17 protein-coding genes are annotated in these 18561 nt (G+C 37.5%); all 17 read left to right on the forward strand.

Features of this window, described 5'->3' with window-relative positions; translation table 11 throughout:
• The first annotated feature begins 9 nt into the window (after positions 1-9).
• The 17 genes from flgK (at position 10) to EPA86_RS05565 (ending at position 18560) form a co-directional block, all read left to right on the forward strand.
• Complete coding sequence (gene flgK, locus EPA86_RS05485; protein ID WP_140602413.1) at positions 10-1974, forward strand: flagellar hook-associated protein FlgK; 1965 nt, start codon at positions 10-12, stop codon at positions 1972-1974.
• 10 nt (positions 1975-1984) lie between these two features.
• Positions 1985-3208, forward strand: a complete 1224-nt coding sequence (flgL, locus tag EPA86_RS05490) for a flagellar hook-associated protein FlgL (RefSeq protein WP_140602414.1) — start codon at positions 1985-1987, stop codon at positions 3206-3208.
• 123 nt (positions 3209-3331) lie between these two features.
• Positions 3332-4297, forward strand: coding sequence for a flagellin N-terminal helical domain-containing protein (locus EPA86_RS05495; RefSeq protein ID WP_140602415.1), 966 nt, complete (start codon positions 3332-3334; stop codon positions 4295-4297).
• A 566-nt stretch (positions 4298-4863) separates the two neighbouring features.
• Complete coding sequence (locus EPA86_RS05500) at positions 4864-5826, forward strand: flagellin N-terminal helical domain-containing protein (protein WP_140602416.1); 963 nt, start codon at positions 4864-4866, stop codon at positions 5824-5826.
• A 477-nt stretch (positions 5827-6303) separates the two neighbouring features.
• Positions 6304-7266: a flagellin N-terminal helical domain-containing protein gene (locus EPA86_RS05505; RefSeq protein WP_140602417.1), complete on the forward strand. Its 963-nt coding sequence runs from the start codon at positions 6304-6306 to the stop codon at positions 7264-7266.
• Positions 7267-7291: 25 nt separating this feature from the next.
• A complete protein-coding gene (locus EPA86_RS05510) occupies positions 7292-8263 on the forward strand; it encodes a flagellin N-terminal helical domain-containing protein (RefSeq protein ID WP_140602418.1) in 972 nt (323 codons plus the stop codon).
• A gap of 161 nt (positions 8264-8424) precedes the next feature.
• Positions 8425-9387 carry a flagellin N-terminal helical domain-containing protein gene (locus EPA86_RS05515; RefSeq protein ID WP_140602419.1) on the forward strand — a complete coding sequence of 321 codons (963 nt, stop codon included), beginning with the start codon at positions 8425-8427 and terminating at the stop codon, positions 9385-9387.
• 119 nt (positions 9388-9506) lie between these two features.
• Complete coding sequence (locus EPA86_RS05520; protein ID WP_140602420.1) at positions 9507-9974, forward strand: flagellar protein FlaG; 468 nt, start codon at positions 9507-9509, stop codon at positions 9972-9974.
• Positions 9975-10055: 81 nt separating this feature from the next.
• Positions 10056-11453, forward strand: a complete 1398-nt coding sequence (fliD, locus tag EPA86_RS05525) for a flagellar filament capping protein FliD (protein ID WP_140602421.1) — start codon at positions 10056-10058, stop codon at positions 11451-11453.
• Positions 11454-11493: 40 nt separating this feature from the next.
• Positions 11494-11919, forward strand: coding sequence for a flagellar export chaperone FliS (gene fliS / locus EPA86_RS05530; RefSeq protein ID WP_425462564.1), 426 nt, complete (start codon positions 11494-11496; stop codon positions 11917-11919).
• Positions 11909-12229, forward strand: a complete 321-nt coding sequence (locus tag EPA86_RS05535) for a hypothetical protein (RefSeq protein WP_140602423.1) — start codon at positions 11909-11911, stop codon at positions 12227-12229. The genes fliS and EPA86_RS05535 overlap by 11 nt, the downstream gene beginning before the upstream one ends.
• Positions 12230-12440: 211 nt before the next feature.
• On the forward strand, positions 12441-14540 hold the full coding sequence (locus tag EPA86_RS05540; RefSeq protein WP_246058276.1) for a motility associated factor glycosyltransferase family protein: 2100 nt from the start codon (positions 12441-12443) through the stop codon (positions 14538-14540).
• Positions 14540-15211 carry a class I SAM-dependent methyltransferase gene (locus EPA86_RS05545; protein ID WP_140602425.1) on the forward strand — a complete coding sequence of 224 codons (672 nt, stop codon included), beginning with the start codon at positions 14540-14542 and terminating at the stop codon, positions 15209-15211. Before EPA86_RS05540 ends, EPA86_RS05545 begins: the two co-directional genes overlap by 1 nt.
• Before the next feature lie 68 nt (positions 15212-15279).
• Positions 15280-16749 (forward strand): AMP-binding protein, encoded by a 1470-nt coding sequence (locus EPA86_RS05550; RefSeq protein WP_140602426.1) that lies wholly within the window; start codon positions 15280-15282, stop codon positions 16747-16749.
• Between the two features lie 2 nt (positions 16750-16751).
• A complete protein-coding gene (locus EPA86_RS05555) occupies positions 16752-17018 on the forward strand; it encodes an acyl carrier protein (RefSeq protein ID WP_140602427.1) in 267 nt (88 codons plus the stop codon).
• Positions 17005-17736: a hypothetical protein gene (locus tag EPA86_RS05560; protein WP_140602428.1), complete on the forward strand. Its 732-nt coding sequence runs from the start codon at positions 17005-17007 to the stop codon at positions 17734-17736. Before EPA86_RS05555 ends, EPA86_RS05560 begins: the two co-directional genes overlap by 14 nt.
• On the forward strand, positions 17733-18560 hold the full coding sequence (locus tag EPA86_RS05565) for an AAC(3) family N-acetyltransferase (protein WP_140602429.1): 828 nt from the start codon (positions 17733-17735) through the stop codon (positions 18558-18560). The genes EPA86_RS05560 and EPA86_RS05565 overlap by 4 nt, the downstream gene beginning before the upstream one ends.
• The last annotated feature ends 1 nt before the right edge of the window (position 18561 follow it).

Below are 18561 nucleotides of genomic sequence, written 5' to 3' on the forward strand. Positions count from 1 at the left end.
GTGTCACTAATGACTGTTAGTTTATATCAAACCGGTGTGAGTGGGTTGTTAAGTGCTCAGCAACAGCTGGCGACTACGGGTCATAATATTTCAAATGTAAATACCGAAGGCTATAACCGTCAAAGAGCAGAGCAAAATGCTGCTGTAGGGTTAAATAATGGTGATAACTACATTGGTTCTGGCACTTACATTCAAGATATTACAAGACTTTACGATCAGTTTTCTTATAAAGAGCAGCTACTTAATCAAAGTAATTTAGGTGGTGCAAATTCTCTTCATAGTAAATTGACTCAACTTGATCAGATTATGAGCTCCTCAGGTGCGACATTATCTGAATCCATGCATAAATTTTATCAAGGGATGAATGGTGTCGCCGATAATCCTAGCGATCCAGCATTAAGAAGCATTGTATTAAATCAAGCGAGTGTTTTAAGCAATGACTTTTCTGAATTGCAAAGTGATTTTGCTCAAATGCAAAAGGCTGTAAATGGCGAAATTGAACAGATGGCCAGTAAAATTTCTGAAATTTCACTTGAATTAGCCAAGATCAATGAAACTATTTTACACTCGCAAAATAATAGTCAGACAGGTAAGCCTAACGATTTATTAGATAAACGTGATCAATTAGTGGCAGAACTTGGTGAATACACTCGGGTAAATACCATAGAAGATCAAAATGGTGTGATGTCGGTAATGATAGGCCAAGGGACAACACTTGTTGCGGGTATTACTCCGTTAACGGTTAGCGTTGTTTCAGGGGATCCAGATCCATTAAAAACTGAGTTGAGGTTAAATAGTCCAAATAGTTCAACTGCATTATATGGTGCAGATGTTGGTGGTGCATTAGCAGCAAATTTTGAGTTTAGAGATGTACATTTATTACAGGCAAACATTGAAGTTGAGCGCCTTGCCATGGCTTTTTCTTCAATTATTAATGACAGTCAAGCTAGTGGGCTTGATTTGAATGGCTTACAAGGTGAGAATATATTTTCTGATATTAATATTTCGGCCTTGCAACAAGGTAGAGTGCTATCACCGCAGAGCAATAGTGGTAATTTAGCTGCTCATGTGAATATTTCTGATGTGTCATTAGTGCCAACAGACGAGTTTGAAATTCGTTTTGACGGTACTGATTTTATCATGATGAATTTGACAGACAAAACAACGACAAACTTGGGTGCTCCAGGTTCAGGTACTCCAGCGGGTACCCATGTAACTCCATTTGGTTTTGAATTTGTTGAGACAGGCGGTACACCAAATACTGATGATAGCTATTTGATTAAGCCGACAAAAAATAGTGCGGCTTTGATGAAAGTAACATTGACAAACGGTGATTCTATAGCTGCTAGTAGTGCGATGGAAATTGCGTCATCAGATAATAACGTTAGTAATATGGAGGTTGAAATATCAGAGGTTACAGATCCTTTAACATTGATAGGTGCAGGAGCTGATAGATTTGAGCTTTATGAATCTTCTCCTGGTGTTTATATTTATGAGCTTTATAATCAAGCAGGTGTTATTACTTCTACAAACTTTTATACGCCACCTGAAACTGTTATCTCATATGGCTTTTTTGAAGTAACTATTTCAGGAACGCCTTCAGGAGTGGCTCCAAATGCACCTGAAATATTTTACTTCAAAGATGCATTTGGTTCTGGCAATGGTCAAAACGCTCTAGCGACATCATTAACACAAAACCAAGGCGTATTAAGTAATAGCAAAGAGACATTTAGTCAAAGTTTATCAATTACTACCGCTCAAATTGGCTCTAAAGCAAGTAATGCAGAATTATCAGCAGATACCGCCCAAGCATTATATACACAAGCCTATAATCGGAACCAATCGACTTCAGGCGTTAACTTAGATGAAGAAGCCGCTAACTTATTAAAATTTCAACAAGCTTATCAAGCAGCCTCTCAAATTGTATCAGTAGCCAATACTATATTTGATACCATTTTATCAGCAGTGAGATAAGGAGTTAATCATGCGCGTATCTACATCACAATTTTATCACCAAAGCAGCTTAAACATGATGAACAAGAGTTCTGAAGTTAATGAGCAAACCGCGTATATATCAAGTGGAAAGCGTGTATTGACAGCCAAAGATGATGCTGTTGCCTTTGGTAGTTTATCTGGCTACAAAGAAGGTATCAGTCGTATTGAGCAGTACAATCGGAATATTACCCAAAGTAAAAATCATAATGCGTTAACTGAAACGTCTTTCTCATTGGTACAAGAGACATTATTACAAGCAAAGCAGCGCTTCATTCAAGCAAATAATAGCGCATTAACTGACGAAGATAGATTATCAATTGCCGAGCAAATGAAACAATACTTGTCTCAAGTACTAGATATCGCTAACAGTAAAGATGAAACTGGCGGTTATATTTTCTCAGGTTATCAAATAGACACGCAACCTTTTGCTATCCAAGTAGATAATTCGGTGACCTACCAAGGAGATAGTGGCGTTAATGAATTATCTATTAGCAATAACGTATTTGTTGACATAAATATGCCTGGGGATAGTGCGTTTGAAAAAATAGATAATGTTATCGGAGATTTTAGTCCAAGTTATAATAACAATGTTGGCGGGGCTACGGTGTCTAATGCTGTCATTGCTAATCGAGGCACATATGATACCGCCACTTTTCCGCCAGGTTATACTTTAGATTTTACCGATGCAGATACAAATGGACAGTTAGAAGTTGTTATTACTGATTCAACGGCAGGTGCGGTGACAACAATAGATCCTTTTGTCCCTGGTCAAGCATTTAGTTTTATTGGTGTCGAAGTCACTATTGATGGTATGCCAGAGATTGGCGATCAAATCGTTTTAAATGAAGATAATAAAGTTAGTGTTTTTGAGACACTTAAAGCGGCAATCGACTGGTTAGAGGTAGGTGGCAGTGCGGCAAATACTAGCCAACATGAAGTGGATTACGGTCATATATTAAGCCAGCTTAATGAAGCAGCAAGCCATATTTCTGCCCAACAAGGTAAAGCCGGTATTAATTTACAGCTTATAGAGAGTCAAGAAAGCAGACATTTAGATAGCAACCTGTCATTAGAGCAAGGTCGTTCATCAATCGAAGATTTAGATTTCTATAAAGCAACCACACGTTTAGAGCAGTCGGAAGTTGCCCTACAAGCGGCGCAGCTGACTTTTTCTAAAGTTCAAGGTTTGTCACTACTCAATTACATTCGATAATTTTTTAATCAATTTTAAAGTTGGTACAGCAATTGCTTTTATGTTCGTAGTGACGGTATAGCGAACAATCAAGAGAAGTTTGCGTTGTATCTTTCTTAAACCATTTAAACTCAGGGGTAAATTATGCCTTTATATGTAAATAGTAATATCAGTTCATTAAATGCACAGCGCCAGTTGAGCAAATCTGGTGGTGATTTAGATACGGCCTTTCAGCGTTTATCATCAGGCTTACGAATCAATAGTGCAAAAGATGATGCGGCGGGTCTACAAATATCTGACCGTTTGCAATCTCAAATTCTAGGTTTAAACCAAGGTAATCGAAATGCGAATGATGGCATTTCATTAGCGCAAACCGCTGAAGGTGCGATGGAAGAAATGACCAGCATGTTTCAGCGTGTCAGAACATTGGCACAACAATCAGCTAACGGTTCAAATACCGATGAAGATAGATTGGCGCTACAAGAAGAAATTCGTTCATTAATGGCAGAAGTAAACCGTGTAGCCTCCGATACGACTTTTGGTGGCCAAAACTTACTTGATGGTAGCTATAATGCTAGTTTCCAGGTTGGTGCTGATGCCGTACAGGTGGTTGGCTTTAGTATGAAGGATGTTGGCGGTACTGTTAACTCTCTTAGTGCCGAAGGTGGCTTTACCTTATCGGGTATCGCAAGTATCGCTAGTGCAGTAGCTGGTGAAGCATTATCTGTTCTAGCAGCAGGTACAAGTGTTATCACAGGTGCTGCGCAAGGTGCTGGTAGCTTTGCTACAGAGTTTAGAGCTGCCACTATCAGTGTGTCGAGTCAGGAAAATGCCCAGTTTGTGCTAGCAGGTATGGATTCACTCATTGCAGTTGTAGATAAAAAACGTGCCGAGCTTGGTGCGGTGCAAAACAGGTTTGAATCAACGATTCGAAATCAATCTAATATTTCAGAAAACTTATCAGCAGCAAAATCACGTATTAAAGATGCTGATTTTGCAAAAGAAACTGCAACATTAACCAGAGCACAAATTTTACAACAAGCTAGCCAAACGATTCTTTCACAAGCGAATCAAAGACCGCAAGCAGCATTAAGTTTATTACAAGGTTAATTTTCTCAGTATTTATTAACTTTTAACTTATTAAGCTCAACTAAGCTTTACTTAGTTGAGCTTTTTTGTTTTTATCTGGCAAACCCAAACCCAAACCCAAACCCAAACCCAAACCCAAACCCAAACCCAAACCCAAACCCAAACCCAAACCCAAACCCAAACCCAAACCCAAAAACTAATTATTTGTCCATAATACAGGGCTGTTATTCTTTAAAAGTGAAATGTATTTGTTTGAGTTTAATTTTAAGTTATTGAATTTTAGTGTTTTTATTGTTGTTTTTGCTTTTTATTCAAAAAAATAAAAAAAAGTCTCAAGTTAATTTATTTTTATCCGATAAAGTGTGTGTACAAAGGAATTATATATTTTTTTGTCATGTCACTTCTTTTCTAGGGGTAGGAAAAAATTGGCATATAGAGTTAACTGGTATGCGCGGAGCAATCGCCAAGTTAGTACTCATTAATCTGAGTGATGTTATTACTGCAATAATTTTGACAAAGCAGTAACAGCAAATTGTTAACGGTTCAATGAAGCCGTTGAACCAACAAAGATTATTGAGGATACCATTATGGCTTTATATGTTAATACTAACGTCAGTTCACTAAATGCACAGCGCCAATTAACCAATACTGGCGGCAAGTTAGACACTTCATTCCAACGTTTATCATCAGGTTTACGCATTAACAGCGCTAAAGATGATGCGGCAGGTCTACAAATTTCTGATAGATTAGAATCTCAAATCCAAGGTCTTAATCAAGGTAATCGTAATGCTAATGATGGTATTTCTCTAGCACAAACTGCTGAAGGTGCGATGGACGAATTAACGTCAATGTTCCAACGCGTAAGAACGTTAGCGCAACAATCAGCTAACGGTTCAAATACTGATGAAGATAGGTTAGCTATTCAAGAAGAGATCCGCTCGTTAATGGCTGAGGTTAATCGTGTAGCTACAGATACTACTTTTGGTGGTCAAAACTTGCTTGATGGTACTTACAATGCCAGCTTCCAAGTGGGTGCAGATGCAGTACAAACCATTGGTTTTAGTATGAAGGATGTTGGTGGTACGGTTAACGGTACATTAAGCGTTAATGGTGGTTTTACCCTTTCAGGTGTAGCAAGCATAGCGAGTATGGTAACCGGTGATACCTTATCAGCGCTTTCTGATGGTGTTTCTGCTATTTCAGGTGCTGCTAACGATGCCACTTTCGCTGCAGCCTTTATTGCCACTGCTATTAGTGTATCTTCTCAAGGTAACGCACAAGAAATATTAGCGGGAATGGACTCGTTAATTGCCGTTGTTGATAAAAAACGTGCAGAGCTTGGTGCGGTGCAAAACCGTTTTCAATCAACGATACGAAATCAATCAAACATCTCTGAAAACTTATCCGCTGCGAAGTCGCGTATTAAAGATGCTGATTTCGCTGCAGAGACGGCTTCATTGACCCGTAATCAAATCTTGCAACAAGCAAGTCAAACGATTCTTAGTCAAGCGAACCAACGTCCACAAGCCGCATTAAGTTTACTAGGTTAATGAAAAAACTTAATCGGTTAGTTTAATCGTCCTATAGGCAGGGCAAATATTCCTCAGTAGCGGCAAGGTGTTGCCGCTCAGCATCAAAGCCAATGCATGCATCGGTTATAGAGGAGTAGTGTGCTTGAAATATAGGGTTTTGAAAGATATTCACAGCTTTAGTGTGGAGGCGCGCCCTTAACGAACGGGGTAGTAGTTAAGGGCGCACATTAATGAAAATTAACTGGTATGCGCGGAGGCTGCAAAGCAATTAAGTACTCATTAATAGCGAGCTATGTTTAGCAAGCTAATAAGAGTAAAGCTAATAACGTGCCAACTTTTTTTTGACACTTTATTTAGTACTAGGTTAATTAAGAATTATTGAAAAATAAAAGTAGTCGTTATTTGTAAGTGGTTTGAATATAAGGTTTTTATAAGATTTTTATCGCATTCAAATAACAATTTTATAACGTATAACGTTAACCAAAGGAGGCCATTATGGCTTTATATGTAAATACCAATGTCAGTTCATTGAATGCTCAGCGTCAATTAACCAATACTGGCAGTAAATTAGATACGTCTTTTCAACGTTTATCTTCTGGTTTAAGAATTAATAGTGCTAAAGATGATGCTGCTGGTTTGCAGATTTCTGATCGCCTTCAATCACAAATTAATGGTTTGAACCAAGGTAACCGAAATGCAAATGATGGCATTTCACTCGCGCAAACTGCTGAAGGTGCTATGGATGAAATGACTTCCATGTTTCAGCGTGTAAGAACACTAGCGCAACAATCTTCAAATGGTTCAAATACTGATGAAGACAGGTTAGCTATTCAGGAAGAGATCCGTTCATTGATGGCAGAAGTCAATCGTGTTGCTTCTGATACGACTTTTGGTGGTCAAAACCTTCTTGATGGCACTTATGATGCTAGTTTCCAAGTAGGTGCTGATGCTGTGCAAACTATCGGTTTTAGCATGAAGAATGTTGGCGGTACTGTAAACGGTACAATGACAACAAATGGTGGTTTTACTTTATCAGGGATTGCTAGTGTAGCGAGTATGGTAACAGGAACTACGCTTTCGGCTTTATCAGATGGTGTATCAGCAATTTCTGGTGCAGCGAATGATGCTACCTTTGCCGCAGCTTTCATTGCAACAGCTATAAGTGTTTCATCACAAGGTAATGCTCAAGAAGTCCTTGCGGGTATGGATTCACTTATTGCCGTAGTTGATAAGAAACGCGCAGAGTTAGGTGCGGTACAAAACCGTTTCCAATCAACGATTCGTAACCAATCTAACATTGCTGAAAACCTTTCTGCTGCGAAATCACGTATTAAGGATGCCGACTTTGCTGCTGAAACAGCTTCATTGACACGTAATCAAATCTTGCAACAAGCAAGTCAAACGATTCTTAGTCAAGCGAACCAACGACCACAAGCTGCATTGAGCTTATTAGGTTAATACTGAGGTTTAGTGGGGGTATATTATGGCTCTCTATGTAAACACCAATATCAGTAGCCTATTTTCTCAACGGAAAATGGCAGGCGCTATAAACGAAATGGATGTGAGTTTTAAGCGCTTGTCTACTGGCATAAGGATTAACAGTGCAGTTGATGATGTAGCAGGTTTGCAAATAGTAAACCGGCTTGCATCACAAGTACTTGGATTGAATCAGGGCAATAGAAATGCTAATGATGGCATTTCTTTGACTCAATCAATTGAAGGTGCGATGGAAGAAGTTTCTACCATGTTGCGCAGGGTAAGAACTTTAGCATCACAAGCCTCTAATGGAACAAACTCAGGTAGTGATCGACTAGCTTTACAAGAGGAGGTAAGAGCGCTATCGGCTGAAGTTAACCGCATTGCAACGGATACAACCTTTGCCAAGAGTAAAATTCTTGATGGAAGTTTTTCAACCACCATTCAAGTGGGATCAGATGCAATGCAAGTTGTGTCATTTAATATGAAGTCAGTTGGAGGAAGTGCTGCCGTTAATAGTTTAACGGTAAATGGGGGATTTACCCTTTCAGGTATTGCTAGTGTTGCCAGTGAAATTAATAACCAAGGGCTTACCTCACTTGCGGCAGGTATTTCAAATATTTCAGGGGTTGCCATTGGTGTTAATGATGATTTCGCAACTAAATTTAGAGCAAGCTCCATAAGTATCTCTAGTACCACTAATGCGCAGTTTGTTTTAGCTGGAGTCGATTCGCTAATTGCCGTTGTGAATAAAAAAAGAGCAGAGCTGGGTGCTGTGCAAAACAGATTTCAATCAACGGTTCGAAATCAATCCAATACCAGTGAAAACTTATCAGCAGCTAAATCGAGAATTCAAGATGCAGATTTTGCGGCAGAGACGGCAAAATTGACAAAATTCCAAATATTACAGCAAGCAAGTAGTAGTATTTTATTGCAAGCCAATCAAAGGCCACAACTGGCTTTGAGCTTACTTAACTAAAGTGAATTATGAAGAAATATAAAAATAATTTAAAAAAGTGTTAAAGCTATTTTAAAGTGGGTCGATAGAGTGTCTAGGAAACTTAAATCAGTTCCCAAAGCTTTTTAATCTTGGTAGGGGTACCAAATTACTAAGTCGAATTTAAAATATGCGGAGGCTCTATGGCTATTTATGTAAATACTAATGTCAGTTCATTGAACGCACAGCGTCAATTAAACCAAACTGGCAGCGCACTTGATACATCATTCCAACGTTTATCGTCAGGCTTGCGCATTAACAGCGCAAAAGATGATGCTGCTGGACTTCAAATCTCAAACCGTCTTAGTTCTCAAATTAACGGTTTAAACCAAGGTAACCGAAATGCAAACGATGGTATTTCTTTAGCACAAACTGCTGAAGGTGCTATGGATGAAATGACATCTATGTTCCAACGTGTCAGAACTTTGGCGCAACAATCTTCAAATGGTTCAAATACAGATGAAGATAGATTAGCGATTCAAGAAGAGATTCGTTCACTAATGTCTGAAGTTAACCGTGTTGCATCAGATACAACTTTTGGTGGTCAAAATCTTCTTGACGGTACTTATGATGCTAGCTTCCAAGTAGGTGCTGATGCGGTTCAAACTATCGGTTTCAGTATGAAAGATGTTGGTGGTACGGTTAACGGTACTCTATCTGTGAATGGTGGTTTTACTTTATCAGGTATAGCTAGCATAGCGAGTATGGTAACGGGTAATACATTATCTGGTCTTGCTGATGGTGTTTCTGCTATCTCAGGTGCAGCCAATGATGCTACTTTCGCAGCAGCCTTTATTGCAACGGCTATTAGTGTTTCATCGCAAGGTAATTCACAAGAAGTTTTAGCAGGTATGGATGCCTTAATTGCAGTAGTTGATAAGAAACGTGCAGAATTAGGTGCGGTTCAAAACCGTTTCCAATCTACCATTCGTAACCAATCAAATATTTCTGAGAATTTATCAGCTGCGAAATCTCGAGTAAAAGATGCTGATTTTGCTGCAGAAACGGCTGCGTTAACTCGTAACCAAATCTTGCAACAAGCAAGTACTTCAATTTTAAGTCAAGCTAACCAAAGACCACAAATGGCCTTATCATTATTAGGCTAGTCAAAGGTAAGCGACTATAGAATCAACTTGGGAGGTAGGAATCGCTTCCCAAGTTTTTAGCATTCTTTTAAATTAGTGGCTTAATATTTGCTAGTTTTTGCGAAGGAGTAGGAGGTATTATGTCTGTAGAACAAGTACCCACAGATCAAACCTTGGTATCGCTATCAGGTTTGAAAAGCCTAGACGCTAACGCAGAAAATTCGTTAGCACAGAAAAATTCAGCTGAAAAACCTGAACTTGAAAATTCAACAAGTCAACCAATAGCGGCTCAGGCTGAAAAGCTATTGGAAAAGCAGCAAATGGAAAAGGCTGCATTAGCAGAGCAAGAAAAAGAATCAGCAGAGAATAAAGAAGAAGTAGAGCAGTCACTAGAAGTGATTAATGAACTGCTTCCATTAAAAAATACTAATTTAATTTTTGAGTTTGATGATATTGCCGAACCACCTATAGTTAAAGTAGTAGATAAAAATACAGAAGAGATTATTAGGGAAATACCACCTAAAAATCTTAGAAAGATCACTCAAGCTTTGAATGATATGGCCGATAGTATTACTAAGACAGGCGCTTTATTTAATTCAGAAGTTTAAGAGCTTTTAACGTTAGCTTTTATTGTTAAAAAGTTGCTTGATATCTTAAGGTAAATACTTGGTATTAGAGGTAGCTTTATTATGGCATTAATTACATCAGCAGGCGTTGGCTCAGGGCTAGATCTTGAATCAATCATTTCGGCAACCGTTGATGCTGAAAACTTACCTAAATTATCAAAATTCACCAAAAAAGAGCAAGAGCTTAGCGTTAGCTTATCTAGTGTAGGCGCTATTAAATCTTCACTGTCTAGTCTTGACAGTATCATGGAAAAACTTGCCGATATTGATAATTTCAATAAGCGTACTGCAACGGTTACTCAACCCGCCAGCGGTGATTTAATCTCAGTTTCTACTTCGTCAAAATCAACCAGTGCTTCATTCGATGTTGAAGTTATTCAATTAGCACAGGGCAGTCGTGCTGTAATGGATGATAACCTATTCAGCGCCCCCACCGATGTGGTTACAGCCTCAGGTGGTAATTTAACCTTTACTGCAGGTACAAAAAACTTTTCAATCAATTTAGCAGCTGGTGCAACGTTAGAAGAGCTTCGCGTTGCTATTAATGACTCAGATGATAATTTTGGCGTTACGGCCAATATAATAAATGATGGAACCTCGTCAAAACTAGTACTGACCTCAGATGAAACGGGGTTAGGTAATGATCTCGTTATTACAAACGATACGGCAGAATTGGATAATGTTTCTACCTTAGCTAATGACGGTATAACTCAAGGTGGCTTAAAAATTGCAGCTGATGATATGGCAGACGATGCCATTATTGAAGTTGACGGAATATCGATTTCCAGTGATACAAATAAGTTTACTAATGCGATTCAAGATCTCACGATCACAGCGTTAAAAGAAAGTGAAAACAACGAAACGGCAGGTTTAGTTGTTGATGTAGATAAAGCAACTGTTGAAGCTAACATTAACGAATTTATTGAAAAGTTTAACAATGTTATCGACACCATTGATTATCATACGCAGATTGGCGCAGCACTAAACGGTGATAGTGCTATGAGAAGCTTGAAGTCACAATTAGTAAATACGTTATCAAGTATGGTGACTGGAGCAGGTAATTTTGAAACGCTCTATGATATCGGTATCGGTTTAAGTAAAGAAGGTGATTTAGAGAAAGATTCATTGGTGAGAAGTTTAAATGATGCCTTAACTGATTCATATGATGATGTAGGTACTATTTTTACAGCTCCTGATGGTATTGCCACTGTATTTTCAGGCTTACTAGATAATTATTTAGAAAGCGATGGTGCGATGAAATTTCGTGAAGATTCACTCAATGCGGAATTAAAGCAGCTTGAAAATGATAGAAGTAACCATGCTTATCGCATGGAGCAACTTGAGATTCGTTTACGAAAGCAATATTCAAGTTTAGATGTGTTAATTGCACAAATGAAAAGCTCTGGTGACTTCTTAAGTGGGCAGTTAGCCAGTTTACCTGGATTTACTAGAGAAAAATAATCACTAACGTATTGATAAGTATAAAAGTAGAGATTTAATTATGAATGTAAAATTAAAACATTATCAAAAAGAAGCCACTAAAACGCAGATGGCAGATGCTGAACCTTATCAAATAATTCAAATGTTAATGGTTGGCGTTATGGATAGCTTAGCGCTCGCTAAAGGCAGTATTGAACGAGGAGACTTAGAGCAAAAGAGCCGTTCAATTTCTAAAGCAAGTTCTATTATTGTCGCGTTAAGATCTAGCTTAGATTTTAGTGTTGGTGGTGAAGTGTCTGATAACTTAAATGCGCTATATGAATATATGACTGAACGTTTAGTTGATGCAAGTGTAGCAAAAGATACTGAAGCCGTTGATGAAGTGGCGTCATTGTTTAGAGAAATTAAGTCTGCTTGGGATGAAATCCCGATGCAAGCGCGTGTAGAAGCTGAGCAGCAAAGGGCAGCAACTGCGAATGTTGGCTAATCAACCGCAACTAAGCCAAACTCTTGAGCAAGCCAAAAAGTTAATCGCAGAGCAAGAGTTTGAGCAAGCAAGTGAACAAGTGACGCTCTTGCATCAGTTAATGACAGCACTTATAACAAGTGCTGACTTTGACCGAGAGATATTTTTACACCCTGATGAAGATAACTTAGCTCTAAGAGAGTTGTTAATTGATATTGATAGTTTCTTACAACATGAAGTTAAAAATTTGACACTTGCATCGCAAAACATTGTTAAAGAACTATCCTCTTTAAAAACAGCGAATAAAATGAAAAAAGCATACGGGGCTTAAGCTATATTCGTTTAAATACTCGGCAAACTCGCTTCTCTTTTCAAAAAATATAGTTAAATCTTGTTAATTACCTTATATTCTTCATAAGCTTGGCTTAACTATTGCTTTATATAGTTATTCTAGTCGCTTTATTATTTTGTCATTCTTAATGTGCAATTTAGTTTAGTGAACAATTAAATTTAGTTAATAGTCTAAAAATATTAGGTGCACTGTGGATTCATTAGAACAAAATTTACGTGACGTAGAAAATAAACTCGAAAAGCTTCAGGATAAAATTGCTTTAGAAGAAGCTTTTGCTAAAAAAGCGAATGTTCGTTATGAACAAAACTTACGTGCCTTTGAAAAGTATTTTCCTGACATCTATCAGCGTTTTATTGCGTACAATCCTAAGCAAGATTTTCAACTTGATGTTAACCCTGATGGCACAGCAAATATCATAGATTACGATACGAAAGTGCCGATGTATTCGCAAACACCTATTGAGCAAGTTGAGGCACAAGTAAAGGAAACTTTGGCTAAGCCAGAGCTAAGTCGAGTAGATTTCTCATCAGTTGAGTTTATCGAAGATACTGCCGATTTTTTACATGTTCGTGTTATGAATAAAGTCGGTAAGGCTTTTAACAAAGCTAAAGCTGAACTAGAAGAGAATTTACTAGTCGATAAAACCATACCGAGCAAAGTAATTTTTGGTATCGGCTTAGGCTATCATTTACAGCCGTTACTTGAAGCAACAAAAGCGTGTTATATCACTATTTTTGAGCCGAATGAGGACTACTTTTTTGCAAGTTTGTTCTCGTTTGATTGGGCAAAATACTTAAAGCAAGTTGATGATGATGGTTCTTATTTATATATAGGTATTGGTGATTCTGAAGAAGATATGTACCAAACCCTTTATCAACGCGCAAAAAGCATTGGTGCTTTTAGCATAAGTAATTCATTTTTCTATTTGCATTATAAATCGCAATCAGTTGCCAACTTGGTATCAAAAATAAAGGAAAATTTTCACCAGTTTTTTATGGGCTGGGGCTTTGTTGATGATGCTCTAATGAGTGTTGCGCACTCTATCGGTGTAGCTGAAAAAAATCCTAACATGCTAGACCAAGCAGTTAAACTGCCAAAGCCGGTTGAGCAGTTTCCAATATTTATTGTGGCTAATGGCCCGTCCCTTGATAAAGACATTGAGTTTATAAAATCGCATATAGATAAAGTCATTGTAGTTGCTTGTAATTCAGCAAGTACCGCTTTATTAACACAAGGTATTTGTCCTGACTTTCATGTTGCATTGGAGCGTACTAAAGAAACCTACGATTTACTTGAAGCGGTTATTTCAGAAGAAGAACGTCAAAAAATTAACTTACTTGTGCTAAATGTAATGTACCCTGATGTACTCGATTTGTTTGGTTGGAGTGGGGTTGCCCTTAAGGGCAGTGAACCTGGTACGGTGCTTTTTCAGTTAGGTGTATTTCTTGAGTCAAAAACGCTAATGCCAACTATTGGCTATTCAAATCCGTTAGTAGGCAATACTGCATTAAGTTTCTTTGCTCATTTAGGTTTTTCAGATATTTATTTATTTGGCGTTGATAATGGTTATGTTGACGAAGCACATCATCACTCTAAAGCGAGCTTTTATTATGATGAAGAAGGTAATTCTAAATTAGACTCCATTAAAATGGGCGCTGAATTTGAGGTAGAAGGCAACTTTGGTCAGACTGTAATAACAGAGCCGTTTCTTTACACAGGAAAAGAGCAAATGGACAGGTTAATTAGCTCTTTTGCGGGAACAAACCTGCAATGTTATAACTGTAGTGACGGTGCAAAAATAGAAGGCGCAACACCACTGAGATCGTCTGAAATTATATTAGGCAGTAGTGCTACCTCAAAAGAGCAAGCAATTAACTTTGTTAAAGAGAATGCTTTTAAAAAGCTCAATTTACAAGGTTCCCTTGAAGATTTACTTTCTTTTGATATTTTTGAGCAAATCTGTAATACCATGATTGAAATCCTTGAGCAGCCAATTAACAATCGTGGCGATGCATTGAAAAATGTTATTGAGCATTTAAGGTATTTAATGTCCTTTAAGGCAGAAGAAAGATATCTTCATCTTTATTTGATTCTTGAAGGGGAGACGCTGTATATAAACAGTGTGCTGCTTAGCTTGTTGTTTAATTTTGGTGATGAAAAAAATATTATTCCGTATTTTAAAGAAGCGTTAGCCCACTGGATAGATTTCTTAAAAATAGCGCCAGAGCAATATCGTGAGCGTTGGAACGTTTTAAGTGATCATGATTTTGTCTTTACGGAGAGTAAGTAATGGAACAGCAAGAGATTTGGCAAGATATTTATGCTCAAGGTCAGCAATTAAATCGCTATCCGTGGGATAGTGTTGTGTCATTCGTCTTTGCTTGTAAGCCTGATAAACCTCGAGAAGACACTCGAATCTTAGAGGTAGGTTGCGGTGCAGGAAACAATTTGTGGTTTGCAGCAAGAGAAGGCTTTAATGTTACCGGTATTGACTTTAGTGCCGCGGCAATAGATTACGCAAAAACACGATTTGATAATGAAAATTTATCGGGAAGTTTTGCCGTCGGTAGTTTTGACCAGTTACCTGAAGAAGACAAACAATACGATCTTATTATTGATAGGGGGGCATTAGTTTGTGCACCATTATCAGAAATTAAAATGGCAATTAAACAAATTCATCAATTATTGAATGAAGGCGGAAAATTCTTATTTACTCCATTTTCTCAACAGCATAGTTGTTTTGATGAGCAGTTAGCTAATGAGGAGTGTTATTTAACGATCACTCAAGGCCCTTTACGAAAAGTAGGCAAGCTGTCTTTTGTTAATGATGAAATCATTAAAGAAATGTTCTCGACGGGCTGGAAAATTTTGTCTTTTAGACACATTACCGATAAAGAACAAGCACAGCAGACAGATTATCATCATGCTGAATATCGAATAATTGCTGAGAAAATTGCTTAATAATTATTAACCATTAAATATGCTTAGGTAGTACATTGCTGACGTTAAAGAATAAACTCAAAGAAACGATGAGCAACAATGCAAGTTGTGATGCGCTTTATGTAAATAAACAGATAGTTAGTTATGAGCAATTACATAGCATGAGCCTGTATGTTGCGAGTTTATTACCGAAAGCTTCGACACAGAAAACAGATCACATAGCCATTTTATCTCACAGAGAGATTACTGCTTATGCGGCGATTGTTGCTTGTGTTATGGCTGATAAAACCTATGTGCCATTAAACGTAAAAGCACCGAAAGAACGTTTAGTAAGTATGTTATTAACAGCGCAAATAAACACTTTGGTTGTTAGCGTCCAGTATCAACATTTGGCAATAGAGATAAAAACACATTTACCGGCGCTTGAGCTTATCTTGATTGAAGAATCAAAGCTGTTTCTAAATGCATCTAATCATATCACTCCATTTGAAACGGCAGAAAAGTTATCGAATAGCATTCGATATATCATGTTCACTTCTGGCTCAACAGGTAAACCTAAAGGTGTACCCATTTCAGAAGGTAATTTATTAGCATATCTTGATTTTGTTGTTCCGTACTGTGAATTATCTTCCGATGATAGAGCAAGCCAAACCTTTGATTTAACTTTTGATTTAAGTGTACATGACTTATTTGTAACTTGGTTAAGTGGTGCTTGTTTGTATGTTTTACCTGAAAGTGCGTTGTTTTCACCAGGAGCGTTTATTAAAAAGCACCAGTTAACGGCTTGGTTTAGTGTGCCATCTACAGGGGCAATTATGCAGAAGTTTGGCATGTTAAAAGCGCATGCTTACCCTTCATTAAAGTTGAGCTTGTTTTGCGGAGAAGCACTACCCACCAGTATGGCACTAGCATGGCAAAAGTCAGCGCCTAATAGTAAGGTTGTTAATTTCTATGGGCCAACAGAAGCAACCATTGCTTGTGGTTATTTTGAGGTACCTAACGATTATAATGAACAGCAAGTTGTCCCTATTGGCAAAGCGTTTGAACACATGTCTTTTGCTATGTCTTCAAATGAAGAGTTGTTAATTGCTGGCGAACAAGTTACTTCTGGGTATTTAGAAGCAACGGTAAAAATGAATGAAAATTTTCGACAAGAATTATCAGAGCAGGGTAAAAACGTTACTTGGTACTATAGCGGTGATAAAGTAGCGCAACATGAAGATGGTTACTTTATCTATAAAGGCCGACTTGATGAACAAGTTAAGATTCAAGGTTATCGAGTTGAACTTCCTGAGATAGAGGCCATCGCTAAGGCTTTTTTAAAGAATAACTTAGTAAAAGCACTTGTTTGGCCGAAAGAAATCAGTAGTTTTAATAAAAGCATTTATTTATTTGTTCAAGCAAGTAAAAATGAAGACACAGAACAAGCAATTATTGAACATATGAAAAATCAGTTACCACACTATATGCAACCTAAAAAGATTGTTTGGTTAACAAGTATGCCGTTAAATTTAAATGGAAAAATTGATCGCAATGCACTCAGAGCAATGTTGGAGTAGTTATGAGTTTTAAAGAAGAAGCTTTTTATCAGTTTATTATGGAAAAAGTCTCCAATAAAATTGGTGAGACTAAAGCCGCTTCACTAGATGAGAATTTAAATTTAATTGAGCATGGTATTTTGGACTCTTTAGATTTTATTTCTATGTTAATGGAGTTAGAGATGAAATTTGGATTAGATTTAGATTTTGAAGATGTAGACCCTATAACGTTTACATCGATTCAAGGTTTATGTTTATTACTTGCAGGAGAAGTGAATGCCACCAGTTAATTGGGAAAAAGTTTATAACAATGAGTTTATCCATGCCCCCGATTGTTGGAAAACGTGTGGTGGCTATTGTTGTAAAAATTTTTACGGTGAACACTTTAAAATTCTTGATAAAACTGGCGTAGCCTTACCCTTATTAGAAAGCGAATATGAATATTATAAATCTATAGGTGGTATTAAAAATATTACCGAGCCGGCAAAAAAAAGAACCTTTACCTTAACTAATGGTAAATCATTTTCAATCTATATTTTATCTTGTAGTTGTGGTGGGCTATGTAATCCGCACAATGCTCGGCCACTAATTTGCCGAATCTATCCTTATTTTCCACTTGTTGATGCCTTTGGCATGATTGAAGGTTTTGAATATTCAGCATTAATGGATTTGTTTTATCGAGATCCCGATAAAAACCACAAATGCACATTAGTGCGTGAGCAAGCGAAAAAAGTCAAAGATGAATTGACGGTTAACTTAAAACCGCTGCTAGCAGATCCACAAGTTGTGTTTATTTTCATGTGCTTAAAAGAGCTGGTCACTCGTTTGAAAACAAAGATGGCGGATTTTATTGATAATTTAGATGATGAAGGTAAAAAACGTTTTATTGCCAAATACGAGTGGATGATTTTGACAGGTAAACCATGGGCAGATAAAGCATTTAGTGAGCGAATTGATGCTATTTATGAAGAAGTCAAACAAGCAAATGGTAATGTGGATTTTCTATGAAGTTGATTGAAAAGTCAGATATAGAGACAGCGTATCATCAGTTAGGACTTTCTAGTGAAGAGTTTGTTGTTCTTCACTCATCATTATTGAAAACGGGTATTATCAATAAAGAGCCTGTAGCTAATTTACCTGCTAGTTTTTTTAGTGCATTAACAAATGTTATAGGGGCTAAAGGAAATGTCTTTATGCCAGCATTTGACTATAGCTTTCCTGCAAGTCGTGAGGTCGATTTACGAAGTCAGCCAACTTGTGTAGGTGTATGGCCTGAATGGTTTAGAAAACAAGCAGATGTGGTGCGTTCTGCTCATCCGATGTTTTCTTATTGTGGCTATGGCCCTAAGGCTGTAGATATATGTCAGCCAGAAGTTGCTGAATTTGATAGCTTTGCAAAAAACAGTACCATGGCTCGATTAATTGAAAATGATGCAATGTTAGTGTTGCAGGGAACTCATATTGGGGTTGCTACAGTGGTGGTGCAATGTGAAGCCATGTTAGATGTTAAATACCGATTTTTAAAACCTTTTCATGGTGATTTAGTATTAACTAATGGTCAGCGGGTGACAGGAAATTATTATCATTTTTGTTTCCCGTTTAATAATGAGTATCGTGAAAATTATTCTTTACTTGAGCAGCGATTGCTCAGTAGCAATAAAATGACTAAAGTTTCGCTGGGAGCAGGTGTTATTTATGCTGTTAAATTAAAAGAATTGTTTACAGAGGTCAAAACTTTAATCACTGAAAACCCTTTCGCTTTATTAGCGCACACTCCTCAAAATTATTATCACTTTGAAAATGGTCAAGAGATAGCAACACCTTTGTCATAAG

This window comes from Litorilituus lipolyticus, assembly GCF_006439335.1.
GTDB lineage: Bacteria > Pseudomonadota > Gammaproteobacteria > Enterobacterales > Alteromonadaceae > Colwellia > Colwellia lipolytica.